Genomic DNA, 16,326 nt, shown 5'->3' on the forward strand with positions numbered 1-16,326 from the left:
ATAGCGGCGCCCGCTCCCCCACCTTAACGGCCGCTCGCGCGGACCTCTTCGGGGGAACGGGCGCCTCGGTGGCTTCATCCCGGCATGGGCACCTCGATGGACGGCGGGTGGGGCTTCGCTTCGGCTATCCCTTCACGCACACCACCTGCTTGAGCGTGTGGACGACCTCCACCAGGTCCGCCTGCGCGGCCATCACTGCGTCGATGGGCTTGTACGCGGCCGGCGTCTCGTCAATCACGTCCACGTCCTTGCGGCACTCGACGCCCGCGGTCGCCTTCGCGTGGTCCTCCAGCGTGAAGCGCTTCTTCGCCGCTTCGCGCGACATCACCCGGCCCGCGCCGTGGCTGCACGAATGGAAGGCATCCGCGTTTCCCTTCCCGCGGACGATGTAGGAACGGGCCCCCATGCTGCCGGGGATGATTCCCATGTCGCCTTCACGCGCCCGCACCGCGCCCTTGCGGGTCACGAAGCAGTTCTTTCCGAAGTGGTGCTCGCGCGAGATGTAGTTGTGGTGGCAGTTCACCGCGGACTCGGACAGCTCGAACGGAGGCAGCTCACCGCTCGCCTTCAGGGCCTGCACCGCCGAGTGCAGCATGAGCTCGCGGTTCATCGCCGCGAAGTCCTGCGCCCAGCTCACCGCGAAGACGTAGTCGTGGAAGTGCTCCGTTCCCTCCGGCAGGTACGCCAGGTCCGCGTCCGGCAGGTGGATGAAGAAGCGCTCCATGTCCTGCTTCGCCAGTTCAATGAAGTGGCTTCCGATGCGGTTCCCCACGCCGCGCGACCCCGAGTGCAGCATCAGCCACACGCCATCCGACTCATCGACGCACAGCTCGATGAAGTGGTTCCCGGTTCCCAGCGTTCCCAGGTGCGCCAGCTCCGGGCCACGGCCGATGCGCGGGTGCTTCGCGACAATCTGCTGGTACCCCTCCGCCAGGCGGGCCCAGGCAGCGGTATGCGTCGCGGGCGAGTCCTTCCAGGCCCCACGGTCGTTACGACCGCCGTTGTCCGTCCGGCCGTGCGGCACCGCCGCCTCGATGGCCGAGCGCACCCCGCGCAGCGAGTCCGGCAGCTGATCCGCGCGCAGCGTCGTGCGCACGGCGATCATCCCGCAACCGATGTCCACGCCCACCGCCGCCGGCACCACCGCGCCCACCGTGGGCACCACGCTCCCGACCGTCGCGCCGTAACCGCGGTGCACGTCCGGCATCACGGCGACCCACTTGTGGATGAAGGGCAGGCCCCGGAGGTTGCGAAGCTGCTTCTTCGCCTCGTCCTCGAAGGGCACCCCCACCGTCCACGCCTTGATGGGGCGGCCCGCTTCGTCCGACAGCACCTCGTAGTTCGCGTTCATGCGGTCCATGGCTCTGCACCTTTCGGTCGTTCGACCCGGGCGCTGTGTCCCGGTCACGTGGGGGAGCTAGAGCAGCCCGCGTGCCAACGCCGTCCCCGAGGGGAGCCCCCCAGGCAGGCTGGCATTCCCTATCCCATGGGATAAAATCCTATCCTGATGGCTCAAAAGGCGAAGACACGGCGGACGGTCGTCATCGGGATGCTCGGGACGACGCTGGACACGGGGGTGGGCGCCCAGCGCTGGACGCGGTGGCGGCCCACGGTGTCGCTGTGTCAGCAGGAGGACCTGCTGGTGCACCGGCTGGAGCTGCTGCATCCGCCCACCGCGACGTCGCTGGCGGCGGTCATCCAGGAGGACATCGCGCGGGTGTCCCCGGAGACGGAGGTGCGCCTCACGTCACTGCCCATCCGGGACCCGTGGAACCTGGAGGAGACGTACGGCGCGCTCCTGGACCACGTGCGCGCGCAGTCCTTCCATCCGGAGGAAGAGGACTACCTGGTGCACATCACCACGGGCACGCACATCGCGCAGATCTGCATGTTCCTCCTGGTGGAGAGCCGGCTGATTCCGGGCCGGCTGGTGCAGACGTCTCCGGGCAAGGGGAAGGAACACGGGGCGGTGGGGACGCACGCCATCATCGACCTGGACCTGTCCAACTACGACACGCTGGCGGCGCGCTTCCGGCAGCAGCAGCGCGAGGGCCTGTCGTTCCTCAAGTCCGGCATCGACACGCGCAACGCGGCGTTCAATCGGATCATCGAGCGGATTGAACAGGTGGCGGTGCAGTCCCGAGCGCCGCTGCTGCTGACGGGCCCCACGGGCGCGGGCAAGTCACAGCTCGCGAAGCGCATCTACGCGTTGAAGAAGGCGCGCAACCAGGTGACGGGGCCGTTCGTGGACCTGAACTGCGCCACGCTGAGAGGTGACGGCGCGATGTCCACGCTCTTCGGCCACGTGAAGGGCGCGTTCACGGGCGCGGTGGGAGACAGGCCCGGGTTGATGCGGCAGGCGAACGGCGGCGTGCTGTTCCTGGACGAGATTGGCGAGCTGGGCGCGGACGAGCAGGCCATGTTGCTGCGCGCGCTGGAGGACAAGCGGTTCCTGCCGGTGGGCGCGGACAAGGAGGCGGAGAGCGACTTCCAGCTCATCGCGGGGACGAACCGGGACCTGCAGCTGGACGTGGAGCAGGGTCGGTTCCGGGAGGACCTGCTCGCGCGCATCAACCTGTGGACCTTCCGGCTGCCCGCGCTGCGCGAGCGTCCGGAGGACATCGCGCCGAACCTGCAATACGAGCTGGATCAAGCCTCCCAGGCGCTGGGGACACGGGTGACGATGAGCAAGGAGGCGCAGGAGCACTTCCTGCGCTTCGCCACGTCCCCGGAGGCCCGGTGGAGCGGCAACTTCCGGGACCTCAACGCGGCGGTGCTGCGCATGTCCACGCTGGCGGCCGGTGGGCGGATGACGCGCGACGTGGTGGACGAAGAGCTGGAGCGGCTGCGGTCGCAGTGGCGGCCCGCGGGCGCGGCGGCGGCGTCCGGGAACGAAGCGGTCCTGGTGGAGGTGATGGGAGCCACGCGTGCGGCGGAGCTGGACCGGTTCGACCGGGTGCAGCTGGCGGACGTGGTGACGGTGTGCCGCGCCGCGCGCTCGTTGTCGGACGCGGGCCGGACGCTGTTCGCCCGGTCGCGTGCGCAGAAGAAGAGCGTCAACGACGCGGACCGGCTCCGGAAGTACCTGGCGCGCTTCGGGCTGGCCTGGTCCGACGTGAGCGGCCGCGACGCGGAGTGACGCCCCCGTGGGCCCGGCCAGGCCCACGGGGAGGTCTGGCTTCAGCGGAAGGCGTCCGCGATGGAACGGCATCGCGGCGTGGCCAGGGCCTCGTCGAGCACCCGGACCTCCCCCGCTTCGGGAGAAGCCGGGACGGGTGCGTTCGCGTGGCTCAGCCACGCGGGCGGCACCATGCATTCGAAGGTGAGCGGTCCCTCGAACGTCGCGCGCACGCGACCGTCCTTCTCGCGCACCTCGCCCTTCGCCTGATTCCCGGTGACGGTCAGCTCCAGGGTGCCCTCGTCCATCGCCATCTCGGGCTCCCCGGCCCGCTGGTAATCCACCACCGCGAGGCCGGGGCCCAGCACGTTCATCGGAGTGAGCCTCGCGGTGGCGCGTTTCGACGTGAAGAACGCATCCCCCACCGACATGCGGAAGCGCCAGGTGCTCCCGTCCTCCGCCTGGGCGCTCAACATCACGGCCCTCATCGTGTCGGGGGGATGCTCCACGAAGGCGACGCTGAACCGCACGGACGGGGCGGAATAGGTCCGGTCGTCCGCCCGCACCGTGGCCGCGCCGCGTGGCTGGGGACGCTCCGCGGTGAGCGCTTGACGCGACGTCACCCGCTCCTCCTTCGGCTTCGCGCAGGCGCTCAGCAGCAACGCCACCACCAAGGCTCCGTGCCGCATGCTCAGCACCCCACCCGCAGGACCATGGCGCTGACGGTGGTGTTGTCGTTCTCCTTCAACTCGTCCACCGCGCCCGCCGGATCCATGTCCAGGTAGACGTAGTACGTGTTGAAGGGCAGCGACGCCGGCACCGTGAAGCCCAGCGAGTAGATGCCCTCCGAGAACGCGCCCAGCGAGTGGTTGAACGTGCCCACCACGTTGGTGGACTCGTAGTAGCCATTCGGCGGCGCCGTGGGGCTCAGGCGCACGCGCATCGAGTACGACGACACCGCCGCGTTGCCCAGGTTGCCCACGTAGAACTTCACGCTCTGCGCCGTGCCCCGGCACACCGACTTCGTGCCAGACGGGTCCAGCGTCTGCGCCACGTCCCCCACCACGCCCATGGCGGACGGCAGCAGGTTCGGCTTCGTCACCGAATAGCCGTACAGCGTGTTCATGCCCTGCGCGTTCGTGGGCCACAGCGTGGAGGACTCATAGCCTCCCGTCACCAGGTGCGGCGGCGAGGTGCGCAGGATGCTGTGCCCGCCCTCGTGCTTGAAGCCGAAGAAGTGTCCCGCCTCGTGCACGAACGTGCTGCGGCCCGACGTGCCGAACGCGCTTCCAATGCGCGGCGTGAAGTCCAGGTCGCTGGCGATGCAGACGTCCGCCTCGTCGATGCCGTTGCTCCCGATGAAGCACAGGCCCACGACGGAGTAGGTCACGCCGTTGTTCCCGTCGATGGACGCCCGGTCACACAGGCCAATCTCGTTCTGCCCGTCGCTGTGGTCCAACGCGCAGTCCGTCGCCGCGTTCACGTTGTAGCCACTGACGATGTGGGACAGGTCGTCCCACTGCCTCAGGCCGTTCCAGTACGCCGCGTTCACGTTGCCGGAGTCCGGGATGCTGCACCGGTTCCGGTACACGGCCGGCCCGCTGTACCACTTCACCGGCGTCCCGTTGCACGTGTCCCACGCGGCGGCGCCCGCCTCCGTGCCGCCCAGCACCAGCGCAGCGACGGCGCCCACGAATGTCGTTGTCTTCATGGCGGACCTCATCACGGCTGGCCGGGCGGGACGTCCCGCTCGGGCTGGAGGGGAACGGCACCCGGCACCGGAGTCGCGCCCACCGCGGGCGTCACCGGCACGGACAACGACGACGCGGCGGTGACGGGTTCCTCACGGAACGCGCCCGCCACCGTGAGCCCGCGCGCGCGCAGGTGGCTCTGGAGCAGGGAGAGGAACGCCTCGCGCTCCATGCCCTCCGGAGCAGCACTCCGAGCCTGGGCCTCCGCGCGCAGCGCCGGACGCGCGCCCATCAGGTCCACGGTCTCGAACACCGGCGCCGTCTGACGCACGCCCGCCGAGCCCACGCCGGACACGAGCCCGCCCTCGGCTCCCACCAGCACCTCGCGGCCTCCCACCGGCTCCACGCGGAAGGCGTGCTCGTCCAGCACCGGCGACAGGCTCCACCCGGTGTTGCGCAGGAACACCACGTAGCGCGCGCCCCGGACGAAGCGCGGCACGTGGCTCACCACCAGCTGACGGCCATCCGGCAGCAACCCACCGGCCTGCTTGAGCCGCAGCTCCCGAGGCGCCGCGCCCAGGTGCGCCCGCACGTTGCCCAGCGTCACCACCGTCCACGGGCCCGTGCGCGGCGAATACTCACTGCGCACGTCGGTGACCTCGCCCTCCACCACGGAGGCCGTCTGATCCAACAGGCTGAGCAGGCTGTCCACCGCGCGCGGCGGCCGGAGCGACGCTTCCGCGGCCAGCGGGCTCTCCTGCCTCGCGGGGGCTTCGTCCCCAGTGGCCGCGCTGCACCCCGTGAGTCCCAGTCCCAGGAGGAGCCACGCGCGCCCCTCCCTTCCGAACGTCGTCCATGGCCTGCCCACGCGCATCACGTCCGCTCCCTTCGTGTCTTCAGTGGATGAGATAGAAGGCGCTCTGGCGCTCCACGAAGAACCGCCAGCCTTCGTCCGTCAGGTACGCCGGATCTTCCTGCATCACCGCCACCGGCTGCCCGCCCCACTCTGGCACGGGGGTGGTGGTGCTGAGCTCGACGGCGAGGTACGAGCCCTTGCGCAGCAGCCGCGGCGCCTCCGAGCGCGACGCCGCGCGGAAGTCGATGGAGGCGCCCAGCGCGTGGCCCTGCGCGCCCAGCGGATGGCTGTAGACCTTGGCCTCGATGCCCTTCTCCTTCATCTCCGCCATGGTCGCGTCGTAGACGTCCGCCGACGAGCGCCCCGGCCGCGACGCGCGCAGCATCAGCGCGTCCTGCAGCGTCTGCGTGTTCGCCAGCGCGCGCTTGAGCCCCTCCGGCGCGTCCGTCTCTCCGTCCTTCAGCACGTACGCCATCTTCTGCCAGTCCGTGCTCATGCCCAGCGCCGAGACGCCGAAGTCCACGTGCAGCAGGTCTCCGCGCTGGATGACCACCGCCTCGTCCGCCACCGCCAGGAAGCCCCGGGAGAAGCCGTCCTTCATGCCCTGCCGCTGCACGCGCAGGTCCGGCTGGAACCACGTGCCCACGCGCGCTTCGTACAGCGCGTCGTAGAGCCAGCGGCGCACCTCGCCCACCGTCGTCTTGCCGGGCACCACCACCTCGTTGGAGAGCGCCCGCTTCACCAGCGACTCCGTCAGCACCACCAGGTCGCGGTAGGCGTTGAACTCGCCGGGCAGCCGCGTGTCCAGGTACTCCTCGATGAGCGGCGCCGCGCTCACGAAGCGCGCCTCCGCCGTCGGGCCCAGCGCCTCCACCAGCCACTTGTAGCTGTCATGCGTGAGGCTGCGCGTCACGCCGCGCCGCCCGTCCATGGCCAGCGCGATGGTGCGCGGGTGGTAGCGCGCGTCCAGGTCCGCCAGCGCCTCCGCCTGCTTGCGCTCCACCGGAGGCGAGGTGAAGAAGCGCGTCACGGCCTCCGTGGCGTAGCCCGTCAGCGCCACCTTCTGGAGCCCCGCGTCACCCGCGTCCACGAAGACGAACACGTCCCGGTTGCCCACATAGGGCATGGGCGGCGCGACCCAGGCCGTCAGCGGATCATCGTGGAACTCCTCGTTGACCACGACCCACATGCCCACGCCGTGGCGGCGCATCATGTCCAGCAGCAGCCCGTGCCGCTCCTTCAGCCAGCCCTCGCGCAGGGCCTGCTCCTGGGACGGCGGCGGAACGGGAGAGGACACCGGAGCAGCGGTGTCGCGCACGGGCGCGGTGGCACACGCCACCAGGCAGCCCAGGCTCAGGGCCGGCAGAAGGACTCCACGCCAACGGTTCATGTCGGGTACTCCAGGTCGGGAAGAAGGCCCGGCAGCGTAGCGCGCCCGAAAAAAACCGAAGCCCCCCGATCCCGGACCCATGGGGTCCGGGAACGGAGGGCCTGGGGCGCATTCCCAACCGCTCACCCGCTCGGGTGGCCTTGCTCCTACTCGCTTCCGGGTCCTCGTCCCCCCCGGTCCGGGACACCTGGAACCCGCCCGCCTCTCGGCTGACGAATCCTCTGGAAGCGGCGGCCCTCCCCCGAAGGCCGCGTGGAGCGCGGACACCCAACCGCGCGCGCCGTTACCTCAGTAGCTGGCGACCCAATCCAGGTCGCTGTCCTCAAAGTCGAAGAGCGACTCCTCCCCTTCCTTCCGGGAGGCCTCTTCCCCATCCCCCTCTTCCTCGTCGACCCGGTATCCCCTGGGCTCCCGGGCCTCGTCCTGCGGCCGCACGCCCGAGCCCCCGTTGGAGCCGGGCGCCCAAAGCGCGCCGTCCCCCTGGCTCCACGCATCGATGCGGAACATCGCTTCCCCCCGGGTGCGGTGCCTTTGCCGTCCCTCACGCCGCCGCCACGCCGCGCCTCGATAATTAGACGCCGACCCATAAAATCCTTGGGTCGCGGCTAATCATTTCAAGAAGTGACTCCCCTGCCTCAGCGCAAGTGCCCGGATTCCGGCCTCTTCGCTCCACCCCGGCTCCCCCCGGCGGGCCACGGCCTCGAAGGCCTCCGCCGCCTGGAGCGAGCGCCCCAGGGCCCGGAGCACCAGGGCCCGGTTCCACAGGGCCTGGGGATGGTCCGGTGCCTGACGCAGCACGCCTTCGCACAGCTCCAGCGCCCTCGGGAGGTCGCCCGCCGCCATGGCCACCACGGCCCGGTCGCTGTCCCGGTCCAGCGACGGGGCGCTGCGCGACAGGAAGTCCGCGGCCTGACGCAGCTCACCGCGCACGAGGTACGCCGCCGCGATGCCATGCAGGTCCCCGCGCTCCTCCAGCGCCGCCAGGGTCCGCAGGGGCACGGGCGCTTCGGACGTCAGCGCCGTCCCCTCTCCCGGCCCCGTCCGCACGGGGACGTAGGGCAGGTAGCGGTCCGCGGCCGGGTACGCGATGCGCGCCTCCAGCTCGCGCGCGGAGGCCTCCGCCCGCCACGCGTTGCCCGGCCGGAAGCCGTCCCCGGTCGTGAGCGCGGCGAGCGCCCCCAGCCCCATGGCCAGCACCGCCCCCAGCGCAGGGCGCCACCGGCCCGAGGGCAGGGAGAAGCGCGGCAAGCGCGACAGCGGCCGGCGCACGGCGACGGAGGATGGCGGAGGTGGCGCGTCGTTGTGGGCCACGGCGCCACACAGGGCCTGGACGCTGAGCATCTCCAGCTGCATGGCATCATGCAGCCCGCTGGCGCACGCACGGCAGAGGGCCAGGTGGAGCCGGAAGTGCTCCTCGTCCCCCGACTCCAGTTCCCCATCCAGGAACCGGTAGAGCTTCTTGCACCAGGAATCCATCGAGTATCAGGGCCCGAGTCGCGAGGCCGCCTCCCGTCCCTTGCGAAACGCGAGCGGAGGCAATCCTTGGTGGATTCCGCTCCCAGCGTCCGGCACCCGCTTCCCCGCCTGCCCCCCAGGGAGGAGCAGGCGGCCGGAACCCACGCGGTTCAGCGGCGCGTGCGCGGACGCAGCAGCGTTCCGCCGGAGCGGCTGGAGCGCGGGCACGGGAGGCGCGGCACGCTGACGGCCTCCACGGACTCCGTCTTCGCGAACCAGGGGCAGCAGTTGGCGCACCCCGGGCAGCGGCGGCGGAAGCGGCGGGCGCCTTGGTGCCAGGCGCGACCCTCGCGCTCCGGCGGTGGGGGCACCTGGGCCTCGAGCACGTCCTCCTTCCAGTGCTCCGGCACGTCGTCCCAGTCGGCCCCGGGCACGGTGTCGCGGGCCTGGCGGGCGGACACCCAGCGCTCGCTCTCCGCCGCGTCCTCCAGCGCCAGCCGCGCCAGCATCTCCAGCTGCAGCAGGTCGTGGAAGCGCCGGGCGCAGACGTCACAGTGGGCCAGGTGGGCGCGGATGCGGCGCTGGTCCTCGGCGGACAGGCTTCCGTCCAGGAAGGGCTGGAGGTCCTCACACTCACACGCGGTGCTCATCGTTCCCTCTCCTGGCGGCGGCGTTCCGCGGTGTCGTGGAGCATGGCCTTGAGGCGGCGGCGGGCGTGGAAGAGCCACGTGCCCACCGTTCCCGCGCTGGGGGTGTTCATCCGCCGGGCGATCTCCGCGTGGCGCAGGCCCCGCGCGTGCAGCTCGAACGCCTGGCGCAGCTTTTCATTCAGGCGGGCCACCGCCTGACGCAGCTCGTCCTCCGTGACGTACTCCCACTGCTCGGGCTCCGGCGCGGCCTCCGGGTCCTCGAAGAGCATGTGGACGTTGTGCAGGTCCACCCGGCGGTCCGTCTCCGCGCCCTGGCGGCGGCACTGGTCCAGGAAACGGTTGTGCAGCACGCGCACCAGCCACGCGCGCCGCGCGGGCTCCGGCCAACGCTTGAGCCGCTCCCATTGCAGGAGCGCGCGCAAGAGCACGTCCTGCACCAGGTCGTCGCAATCACTGGCACTCTTGCCACAGACGTTGCGCGCGATGGCCACCAGCACCGGCTGATGGCGGATCGCGAACGCGGCGAACTCCCCTCCAGAGCCCTCCCGGACTGGCGGCTCCTCCCTCCCTGGCACCATGAGACCGCCTCCCTTCCCTCCAGAAAACGCAGAGGGTCGGATTCTTTTTCTCTTACGGATGCGACAAAACCTGTCGCGCTTCACTCCGCGTCACGGCGGCCAGTGCGGCTGGAACACTTCAAGCCGACGCCAATTCCTTGCATGGAATAGACAGACATCCAGGCACTCCCCGATTCAATTCCTCTCCGTGGGTGTGTCCTGCCTCCGGGTGGGGTGGGCCCGCCCGGCCTTTCCGAAAAAGGCCGGGAAAAAGGGCGCCCAGCATGCCCCAGCGGCGGGCGCTGGCCGGAGGCTTTTCGCGGCCGCATGGCCCCTCCGGGTCGCGTTCCGGGGCCGGGGGACGGCTCCCGGGGGGCCTGGGAAGCGCGTTCCGGTGCAACTCCCCCCTTGCGTGCCTGGGGAGTCCTTTGGTCCTCTTGGGTCACCGCCGTATGCCCATGGAAACCGCCGCCGACAGCCGAGAGTACCGCGTGGTCTTCTTCTGCCCCGCGTCGAACGCCCGGCTCGAGCGCCTGGAGGTGCCGGTGCGCCGGCTCCTGTCGCGCATCCAGGCACCGCCCGCGGAGCTGGCCCCGCTGAGCGAGGCCGGGGCGCTGACGGAGGCCGGGTGGCAGGTGTACCTGGTGCGTTCGCTGACGGAGCGCAGCGCGGCGCAGGCCATGGCCGCCTACGTCAGCGAGGCCACCTGCGCGCTGGCCGCGGAGGTGGACGCGGAGGTCCTGGGCCTCTACGTGGACGTGTCCGGGGACTCCGCGCGCATCTGCCGGTGCGGCCCGGAGGACGGGCCGGAGACCTTCGCTGGGCGCCGGCAGGCCGCGCTCACCCGCACGTCCGAGTGGCTGGAGGTCGCCCCCGCGAGCCTGTCCGCCCTCTTCCAGCTGGATCCGCCGGACGCTGAATACGAGCCGGACGCGGACGACCGCTTCGTCGAGGAGAAGCTGCGGGAAGCGCGAGCCCTGATGGAGCGCTACCGCACCGCGGCGAAATGAGGTCCAGCACCCCGGAGGACCTGTCGGGCCGTTGTGAGCGGTGCTACCTGCCCACGGCCCTGTGCCTGTGCGCGGAGGTGCCCGTCATCCCCACGCGCACCGAGCTGCTGATCATCCGGCACAACAAGGAGTCGCAGAAGAGCACCAACACGGCGCGCATCGCTGCGCTGGCCCTGCCCCGCTGCAGCATCGTCTCCTATGGCGCGCCCGGAGCCCCCTTCGACGCGTCGGTGCTGGACACGCCGGACACGTGGCTCCTGTTCCCGGACGCGCCGGAGGCCGATGGGCCTCCCCCGAAGCGGCTGGTCATCATCGACGGAAGCTGGGCGCAGGCGCGGCGCATGGTGCAGCGCGTCCCCGCCCTGCGCCGGCTGCCGGGGTTGAGGCTGCCACCGCCCGCGCCGGACACGCGACGGCTGCGCAAGCCGCCGCACCCGGACGGGATGTCCACGCTGGAGGCCATGGCCGGCGCGCTCGCGCGGCTGGAGGGCGAAGCGCTCGCGAAGCCGCTGCTCACGCTGCACGAGCTGATGATTGAGCGCGTGCTCGCGAGCCGCGGCCGGCTGGGCTGGGAGAACTACCTCTAGGGAGCGGTGGCTCGGCTGCTACAACACGCGGCGGAACTCGTCGAGCCCCAACAGGAGGGAACCGGGTGCTTGCGGGGGTTGGACGTTGCCCGCAGCATCCTGCGCGAAGGCTTCCGCGGCAGGCCAGCAGGCACTCTCGGTCCCTGTGTACTTCGGGTACGCCTGAACTTCATCCACCGGCGGGCCGTTCAGGTAAAACCGGATCCACGTCTCGATGTTCCGCTTGGGGACGAGGCGCGCGATGCGCTCGTTATCCGTTACGGGCGCTTGCCGCTGCTCCTTGAGCGCCGCGTCGAGTTGCTGCCAGCGATATTGGACCGAGTTGGCGGGATCCGCATCGACGTGGATGATCAACGCCGCGTTCACATGAGCAGTCCGATGCACCTTGATCTGTTCAGGCGCACGCTGGCGCACATAGTGCTCGCCTGCGCCGCCTCCTATGGTGGAGGGTAATGGCACCGTGCGGATATCTCGAGCCCCTACGCCTCGAGACTTCAGCGCTCGTTCAATGAAGGTTCTTGCCTGTTTATCCTCGCAGAGGATGACGTACTTGACCCCACGGCTACTCATGCGGCGGCTCCATCGGCTCCGTGGCGTCCTCCCAACCGCGCGCGACAACTTCCGCTGGATTCAGACCAGGAAGCCCGTGGAAGGGCTCGATTCGCGAAGGCCCTCCCCCCTGGCGGAAGAACCGTGTCCCATCAGAGGGAGCCAGCTGATTGAGGAACTCGGGATGATGGCTCACGAAGAAGACCTGGGGTCCGCCTTCTTCTGAGGCCGCATCGGACACGTCACGCAACCAGGGCTGAATCTCCCGAAGGGCGACGTAGTTGTCAGGCTCATCGAAGATGATCAGGCGCCCCGGTTTGATCACGGTATGGCGCAGTATGTAGAGCGCGATGAGAGCGCGCTGGCCGTCTGACAGATCAACGAAGTCCACCGAGTAGGGTGCCCCCTTGCCTGCGGAGAATCGGACTTGGAGCTGAGGCCGTAACTTGTCCACCGCCAGTGCTTCAAACCCGGGGATGACCTCACGAAGCGCAGCTTGGATGCGCACGGCATCATCCAATTCATGCGTGATGAGCGGCGGGTACCACGACGCGAGATTGTGAAGGCTCTCCTCAAGCATGTCGCGTTGCGCGTCCGTGCGGCCTGACATATGGCGTGGATCTGGCCGGAAGTACCAGACGTCCTCGTCAAGCCAACGCTTGAACGCCGCGAGCTTCTTGGCACCTGGCCCGAGCGCGCTCAGCCCCGAACTGCTCGTGCGAGCACTGAAGGTGACGTCCTTAGTCCCCTTACCTCCACGTATCGTGAGGAGCCCGTTGCCAAACTCCAGAAGTGGCGTGTCGTTGCAATGAAGAGACTCGACCCCGACCCGGGTGTTCGATGGCTCCTCCTCATCGTGGTCCACCTGCAAGCGGTACTTGTAGAGATCCTGGCCCAGCCGCACATCCAGTTCTACGCGCTGGTTCAGCCTGGATTCCCACCGGGTCCGGGAATCGTGTGGGAAGCATCTACGGACCTCGCGGTCTCGCACAACCAGCGTCCGCACACTCCACAACACGTCGAGGATGGACGTCTTGCCCGAGCCGTTCTCGCCCAGCAGCAATGCTAGCTGGCCGGGTTTCCACTCGAAGTTGACGAAGCATCGGTAGTTGTCGACGTAGAGCCGCTCAAGCATTCCTGCCTCCTACCACACCCTACTGGAGGGCCTTGCGCATCTCCGCCGCGAAGGGCACGGGCTCCAGGAAGCCCGTCACGCGCGGCTTGGTCAGCACGGTGCCGTCCGGGTTCACGAAGGCCACCGTGGGCAGGCCCTCCACGCCCAGCTGCTCCATCAGCGCGTCCAGGCGGTCCTCGCTGTTGGTCGCGTCGATCTTGATGGTGAGGAAGCGGCTGTCAGTCGCCTGGGAGATGACCTCCGAGGACGGGTACGTCAGCCGGTCCAGCTCCTTGCAGGCCGCGCACCAGTCCGCGAAGAAGTCGATGAGCACCGGGCGGCCCTCCTTCTTCGCCGCCGCGAGCACCTGCTCGAACTGGCTCGCGTCGAACGTGGCCGTCTTCGCCGGCATCACGTGGTGCCACTGCCAGGACGGGGCCACGGGGTGCTCCTGGAGGCCCATGCGCACCCACAGCTCACCCACGGGCCGCGCGTCCAGCGCGCCGCCGCGCACCACCAGCGCGCCCACCACCAGCGCGACGCCGAACGCCTTGAACGCGAAGTCGCGCGCGCCCTCCTTGAACGAGCGGTGCACCGCTCCCACGAGCACGCCCACCATCACCAGCACCGCGGCCAGCACCGCGCCGGGCACCTGGCCCACCTGGGCGCCCAGCGCCTTCACGGTGTCGCGCGCCCAGGGGAAGGCGTCCTTCAGGTACGAGAACGCGAGCGCCACCAGCATGATGCCCAGCACGCTCTTCACCCACTCCATCCACACGCCGCCGCGCGGCAGGCGCACGGTGAACACGCCGATGAGGAAGAACGGCACGCCGATGCCCAGCGCGTAGATGAACAGCAGCGTCGCGCCCAGGGTCGTGTTGGCGGACTTCGCCACGAAGGCCAGCAGGCCCGTGAGCACCGGCCCCGTGCACGGCGCCGCCAGGAAGCCGGACACGCTGCCCATCACGAACGCACCGGCGATGCCCGTGCCGCCCACCTTGCTGAGCTTCGTCTGGATGGACGACGGCAGCGCCAGCTCGAACGCGCCGAACATGGACGAGGCCAGCGCCAGCAGGAACACCGCCAGGCCGATGACCACCACGGGGCTGCCCAGCATGGAGCCGAAGGCCTGGCCCGTCTTCGCCGCCAGGATGCCCAGCGCGCTGAACACCACGCCCATGCCCACGATGTACGACGTCGTCAGCGCCAGCGAGCGGCCCCGCGCCTCCGCCTTGCGCGCGCCGAACACCGACACGGTGATGGGGATGAGCGGGTACACGCACGGCGTCATCGCGGTGAGCAGGCCGCCGGCGAACACCACCAGCGCGCCCCAGGCGAGGTTGCCGGACTCCAGGAACCGGGCCGCGTCCAGCCCGGCGCTCGGGCCCGTGGGAAGCAGCCACGGCACCACCGCCACCGCCACTCCCGCCACCACCGCCGCCAGCGTCAGCTTCTTCGTGTCCATGCGTGCCTTCCGCCTCCGCGTGTCCGAGGCCCCTTCTATACGCGGAGGCAGTGGACGCGGCTACTGCTGCGCCGGGGAGGCAGGCACCTTCAGGCCCGCGGAGCGCGCCAGCCCCATCACGCCCTCCACGGCGGCGGCGATGTAGCCAAAGGGGTTCGCTCCATCCACCGCCGTCACGTGCACCTCGCCCATCTGCTGCTGGAAGGCCGCGGCCACCTGCGGCAGCTGCTTCGCCAACGTCAGCTGGATGACCTCCGGGCTCACCGAGTTCTCGATGTCGCGCAGCGTCTTCGCGCGGTCCATCTCCAGCCCCTGGAGCGCGCGGGTGCGCCGCAGCTCCAGCTCCGCGATGCCGGCCTCCGCCTCCGCGATTGACTGCTCCGCCAGCAGCACCTGGAGCCGGGCGGACAGATGCTCGGCCTCCTGCCGGGCCTCGGCGAGCTGGATGTCGTGGCGCGCGGCCTCCGCCTCCTGCTGGCGGCGCAGCCGCTCCAGCTCCACCTGCGCCTTGGCGGCCTCCGCCTCCTGCTCCCAGCGCAGCTGCTCCAGCTCGCCCTGCGCGCGGTTGTACGCGAGCTGACGTTCACTCGTGAGCCGCGCCTCCTCCAGGCGCGCGTCCGTGGCCAGTGCCTCCAGGCGGGCCTGCTCCTTCAGCGACTCCGTGCGGGTGCGCACCTCCTCCTGCGCGGTCAGCTTCGCGAGCGCCACCTCGCGCTCCACGGCGGTGCGCTCCTGCTGCTGCTGACGCGCCTGCTCCATCTTCGCCTGGGCCAGCCGCGCCTCCTGCGCGAGCTGCTCCATCTGCGCCTGCTCCTCCGTGGCCTGCGTGCGCTGGCGGACCTCCTCGCGCGCGGCGAGCCTCTGGAGGTTGAGCACGCGCTCGGCCTCCGTCTCCTCGCGCCGGACGAAGCGCTCCTTGGCCAGCTCCGCCTCACGCGCCTGACGCTCCTGCTCGCGGCGGAAGCGGGCCTGCATGTTCTCGAACACGGTGGAGGACAGGACGCGCACGTCCTGAATCTCAATCGTGTCCAGCAGCACGCCCCAGCCCGTGTCCGTGCGGTCCTCCAGCCGGCCCGCCCCGGAAAGGACGGGGGCGATCTCCCGCATCAGCTCCGCCGCGATGCCCTCCTTGCGGCGGGTGAGGCACTCCTCCACGGTGAGGTTCGCCACCAGCCGGCGCGCCGCGCCCACGAACATCTCCCCCAAGAGTTCCGCCAGCTTCTCCTGCGCGCGCTCCGGGTAGCTGAAGTTGAGCATCCGGAAGGCCACCAGCGGATCCGCGATGCGGTACACCGCCAGGCCCGTCACGGCCACGCCCACCTTCTCACTGGTGACCTGATCCGCGGTGAACTGGAGCCGCTGGATGCTGGTGGGCACGATGGCCACCGAGTCTCCCGGCAGCTTGAAGCAGCTCGCCCCCTGGCCGCTCACCTCGCGCACGCGCCCCCGGCGCATGTGGATGAGGAACTCGCTGGGCCGCGCGGTGATCAGGCCCCACTTCTTCACCTTCTCCGGGTCCTCCGCGGGCTTGCCCGCCCGCCAGCCGTCGGCGTAGCGGGAGCGGTCCAGCCCTCCCTCCAGGCGGATCAGCGCTGGCCGTCCCGCTGCGTCCTGCGTGTCCTGGGCGTTGCTCCGGGCCTGCGACTTCGCGTTGGCGCTCATGCTTGGCACCCTCCGCGTGGGCTCCAGTGCAGGCGCCCGGCCATGCCCCCGCGGGCCACGAAACGGGCACTTATGGGCGCGCGAAGCACCGTTTCGGATCACCCCGCTCCAACCCGGCGCGGCCGGAGTGCTCCACTCTGGAGGAGCGTTGATTCAGGCCGGCGCACCACGACCTGGCGCGTCGAAGACACCGGCATCGTCCCCCATGTTCCCTTGACCCGA

16 protein-coding genes are annotated in these 16,326 nt (G+C 70.2%); 3 read left to right on the forward strand and 13 right to left on the reverse strand.

Annotation, left to right across the window (positions count from 1 at the left end):
• Window positions 1-124: 124 nt before the first annotated feature.
• On the reverse strand, window positions 125-1,360 hold the full coding sequence (locus D7X96_RS15600; RefSeq protein ID WP_120547989.1) for an RtcB family protein: 1,236 nt from the start codon (window positions 1,358-1,360) through the stop codon (window positions 125-127).
• Between the two features lie 147 nt (window positions 1,361-1,507).
• Here D7X96_RS15600 and rtcR point away from each other — a divergent pair, with 147 nt between their 5' ends.
• A complete protein-coding gene (rtcR, locus tag D7X96_RS15605) occupies window positions 1,508-3,139 on the forward strand; it encodes an RNA repair transcriptional activator RtcR (protein WP_120547990.1) in 1,632 nt (543 codons plus the stop codon).
• A gap of 41 nt (window positions 3,140-3,180) precedes the next feature.
• Here the strand turns inward: rtcR and D7X96_RS15610 are convergent, their stop codons facing one another.
• The 8 genes from D7X96_RS15610 to D7X96_RS15645 form a co-directional block, all read right to left on the reverse strand.
• Window positions 3,181-3,807: a hypothetical protein gene (locus D7X96_RS15610; protein WP_121770079.1), complete on the reverse strand. Its 627-nt coding sequence runs from the start codon at window positions 3,805-3,807 to the stop codon at window positions 3,181-3,183.
• Between the two features lie 2 nt (window positions 3,808-3,809).
• A complete protein-coding gene (locus D7X96_RS15615; protein ID WP_147468312.1) occupies window positions 3,810-4,829 on the reverse strand; it encodes a hypothetical protein in 1,020 nt (339 codons plus the stop codon).
• Between the two features lie 11 nt (window positions 4,830-4,840).
• Window positions 4,841-5,683, reverse strand: coding sequence for a hypothetical protein (locus D7X96_RS15620; RefSeq protein WP_121770081.1), 843 nt, complete (start codon window positions 5,681-5,683; stop codon window positions 4,841-4,843).
• A 22-nt stretch (window positions 5,684-5,705) separates the two neighbouring features.
• Window positions 5,706-7,055 (reverse strand): M24 family metallopeptidase, encoded by a 1,350-nt coding sequence (locus D7X96_RS15625; RefSeq protein ID WP_120547994.1) that lies wholly within the window; start codon window positions 7,053-7,055, stop codon window positions 5,706-5,708.
• A 288-nt stretch (window positions 7,056-7,343) separates the two neighbouring features.
• Complete coding sequence (locus D7X96_RS15630; RefSeq protein ID WP_120547995.1) at window positions 7,344-7,562, reverse strand: hypothetical protein; 219 nt, start codon at window positions 7,560-7,562, stop codon at window positions 7,344-7,346.
• A gap of 102 nt (window positions 7,563-7,664) precedes the next feature.
• The gene (locus D7X96_RS15635) at window positions 7,665-8,531 is read right to left on the reverse strand and encodes a tetratricopeptide repeat protein (protein ID WP_120547996.1); all 867 of its coding nucleotides are present in this window, start codon (window positions 8,529-8,531) and stop codon (window positions 7,665-7,667) included.
• 149 nt (window positions 8,532-8,680) lie between these two features.
• Window positions 8,681-9,160 carry an anti-sigma factor family protein gene (locus D7X96_RS15640; protein WP_120547997.1) on the reverse strand — a complete coding sequence of 160 codons (480 nt, stop codon included), beginning with the start codon at window positions 9,158-9,160 and terminating at the stop codon, window positions 8,681-8,683.
• Window positions 9,157-9,738 (reverse strand): RNA polymerase sigma factor, encoded by a 582-nt coding sequence (locus tag D7X96_RS15645; protein ID WP_120547998.1) that lies wholly within the window; start codon window positions 9,736-9,738, stop codon window positions 9,157-9,159. Before D7X96_RS15645 ends, D7X96_RS15640 begins: the two co-directional genes overlap by 4 nt.
• A gap of 437 nt (window positions 9,739-10,175) precedes the next feature.
• On the opposite strand from D7X96_RS15645, the gene D7X96_RS15650 reads away from it, so the two are divergent.
• Together D7X96_RS15650 and D7X96_RS15655 are read left to right on the forward strand one after the other, a co-directional pair.
• Entirely contained in the window at window positions 10,176-10,727 is a 552-nt protein-coding gene (locus D7X96_RS15650) for a hypothetical protein (RefSeq protein ID WP_014395291.1), read from the forward strand.
• Window positions 10,724-11,314: a tRNA-uridine aminocarboxypropyltransferase gene (locus D7X96_RS15655; RefSeq protein ID WP_121770082.1), complete on the forward strand. Its 591-nt coding sequence runs from the start codon at window positions 10,724-10,726 to the stop codon at window positions 11,312-11,314. The genes D7X96_RS15650 and D7X96_RS15655 overlap by 4 nt, the downstream gene beginning before the upstream one ends.
• Before the next feature lie 18 nt (window positions 11,315-11,332).
• On the opposite strand, the gene D7X96_RS39555 is transcribed toward D7X96_RS15655, so the two are convergent.
• The 4 genes from D7X96_RS39555 to D7X96_RS15675 are packed head-to-tail and all read right to left on the reverse strand — an operon-like array spanning window position 11,333 to window position 16,104.
• Window positions 11,333-11,884 (reverse strand): hypothetical protein, encoded by a 552-nt coding sequence (locus D7X96_RS39555; protein ID WP_147468313.1) that lies wholly within the window; start codon window positions 11,882-11,884, stop codon window positions 11,333-11,335.
• Window positions 11,877-12,998, reverse strand: a complete 1,122-nt coding sequence (locus tag D7X96_RS15665) for an AAA family ATPase (RefSeq protein WP_121722694.1) — start codon at window positions 12,996-12,998, stop codon at window positions 11,877-11,879. The genes D7X96_RS39555 and D7X96_RS15665 overlap by 8 nt, the downstream gene beginning before the upstream one ends.
• Before the next feature lie 19 nt (window positions 12,999-13,017).
• The gene (locus tag D7X96_RS15670; RefSeq protein ID WP_121770083.1) at window positions 13,018-14,442 is read right to left on the reverse strand and encodes a protein-disulfide reductase DsbD family protein; all 1,425 of its coding nucleotides are present in this window, start codon (window positions 14,440-14,442) and stop codon (window positions 13,018-13,020) included.
• A 60-nt stretch (window positions 14,443-14,502) separates the two neighbouring features.
• The gene (locus tag D7X96_RS15675) at window positions 14,503-16,104 is read right to left on the reverse strand and encodes an SPFH domain-containing protein (protein WP_121770084.1); all 1,602 of its coding nucleotides are present in this window, start codon (window positions 16,102-16,104) and stop codon (window positions 14,503-14,505) included.
• Window positions 16,105-16,326: the final 222 nt, after the last annotated feature.

The sequence above is a fragment of the Corallococcus interemptor genome, from assembly GCF_003668875.1.
Classification (GTDB): domain Bacteria; phylum Myxococcota; class Myxococcia; order Myxococcales; family Myxococcaceae; genus Corallococcus; species Corallococcus interemptor.

What these genes read in the sequence shown, in the direction of transcription:
- D7X96_RS15600 (WP_120547989.1), bottom strand. Translation starts at nt 1,360, where the DNA reads ATGGACCGCATGAACGCGAACTACGAGGTGCTGTCGGACGAAGCGGGC.
- rtcR (WP_120547990.1), top strand. Translation starts at nt 1,508, where the DNA reads ATGGCTCAAAAGGCGAAGACACGGCGGACGGTCGTCATCGGGATGCTC.
- D7X96_RS15610 (WP_121770079.1), bottom strand. Translation starts at nt 3,807, where the DNA reads ATGCGGCACGGAGCCTTGGTGGTGGCGTTGCTGCTGAGCGCCTGCGCG.
- D7X96_RS15615 (WP_147468312.1), bottom strand. Translation starts at nt 4,829, where the DNA reads ATGAAGACAACGACATTCGTGGGCGCCGTCGCTGCGCTGGTGCTGGGC.
- D7X96_RS15620 (WP_121770081.1), bottom strand. Translation starts at nt 5,683, where the DNA reads ATGCGCGTGGGCAGGCCATGGACGACGTTCGGAAGGGAGGGGCGCGCG.
- D7X96_RS15625 (WP_120547994.1), bottom strand. Translation starts at nt 7,055, where the DNA reads ATGAACCGTTGGCGTGGAGTCCTTCTGCCGGCCCTGAGCCTGGGCTGC.
- D7X96_RS15630 (WP_120547995.1), bottom strand. Translation starts at nt 7,562, where the DNA reads ATGTTCCGCATCGATGCGTGGAGCCAGGGGGACGGCGCGCTTTGGGCG.
- D7X96_RS15635 (WP_120547996.1), bottom strand. Translation starts at nt 8,531, where the DNA reads ATGGATTCCTGGTGCAAGAAGCTCTACCGGTTCCTGGATGGGGAACTG.
- D7X96_RS15640 (WP_120547997.1), bottom strand. Translation starts at nt 9,160, where the DNA reads ATGAGCACCGCGTGTGAGTGTGAGGACCTCCAGCCCTTCCTGGACGGA.
- D7X96_RS15645 (WP_120547998.1), bottom strand. Translation starts at nt 9,738, where the DNA reads ATGGTGCCAGGGAGGGAGGAGCCGCCAGTCCGGGAGGGCTCTGGAGGG.
- D7X96_RS15650 (WP_014395291.1), top strand. Translation starts at nt 10,176, where the DNA reads ATGGAAACCGCCGCCGACAGCCGAGAGTACCGCGTGGTCTTCTTCTGC.
- D7X96_RS15655 (WP_121770082.1), top strand. Translation starts at nt 10,724, where the DNA reads ATGAGGTCCAGCACCCCGGAGGACCTGTCGGGCCGTTGTGAGCGGTGC.
- D7X96_RS39555 (WP_147468313.1), bottom strand. Translation starts at nt 11,884, where the DNA reads ATGAGTAGCCGTGGGGTCAAGTACGTCATCCTCTGCGAGGATAAACAG.
- D7X96_RS15665 (WP_121722694.1), bottom strand. Translation starts at nt 12,998, where the DNA reads ATGCTTGAGCGGCTCTACGTCGACAACTACCGATGCTTCGTCAACTTC.
- D7X96_RS15670 (WP_121770083.1), bottom strand. Translation starts at nt 14,442, where the DNA reads ATGGACACGAAGAAGCTGACGCTGGCGGCGGTGGTGGCGGGAGTGGCG.
- D7X96_RS15675 (WP_121770084.1), bottom strand. Translation starts at nt 16,104, where the DNA reads ATGAGCGCCAACGCGAAGTCGCAGGCCCGGAGCAACGCCCAGGACACG.